The following is a 599-nucleotide window of genomic DNA, read 5'->3' on the forward strand; positions in this document are numbered from 1 at the left end:
CCTCCTGGGGCTGCGCCGGGCTCGCACGCCGCTCGCACCCTCCGCCGAACAGAGAGAGTCATGACCGTGCCCGCACCGACGATCAGCGTCTGCATGGCGACGTACAACGGCGAGGAGTTCGTCCAGGAGCAGCTTCGCTCGATCCTCGACCAGCTCGGCCCGCACGACGAGGTGGTCGTCGTGGACGACGCGTCCCGGGACGGGACCGTGCAGCGCATCGAGGACCTCGGCGACCCCCGCGTGCACCTGACGCGGGCGCCGCACAACCGAGGCTACGTCCGCACGTTCGAGCAGGCGCTCTCCTCCGCCCGCGGGCGTCTCGTCTTCCTGGCCGACCAGGACGACGTCTGGCGGCCCGGCAGGGTCCGCGCCATGGTGGACGCGCTCGGCGACTCCCGCGTCGTCGCGACCAACCTCGCCACGCTGGGCGGCGGCGAAGCCCTGCGCGGTCCCTTCGGCCAGCCGGACTGGACCCTCCGCGCGGCCGCCTCCGCCCGCCACGTCCGCAACGTGCTCGGGATCCTCGCCGGCAACCGGCCCTACTACGGCTGCGCCATGGCGCTGCGTCGCGAGCACCTGGACGTCGTGCTGCCCTTCCC

1 protein-coding gene is annotated in these 599 nt (G+C 73.5%); it reads left to right on the top strand.

The features are described from left to right. Positions 1 to 60: 60 nt before the first annotated feature. Positions 61 to 599, top strand: a 539-nt coding sequence (locus G3I78_RS46955; RefSeq protein WP_203616492.1) for a glycosyltransferase, incomplete at its 3' end; no start/stop codon positions are given.

This window comes from Streptomyces sp. SID13726, from assembly GCF_010548375.1.
In the GTDB taxonomy this organism is placed as follows: Bacteria; Actinomycetota; Actinomycetes; order Streptomycetales; family Streptomycetaceae; genus Streptomyces.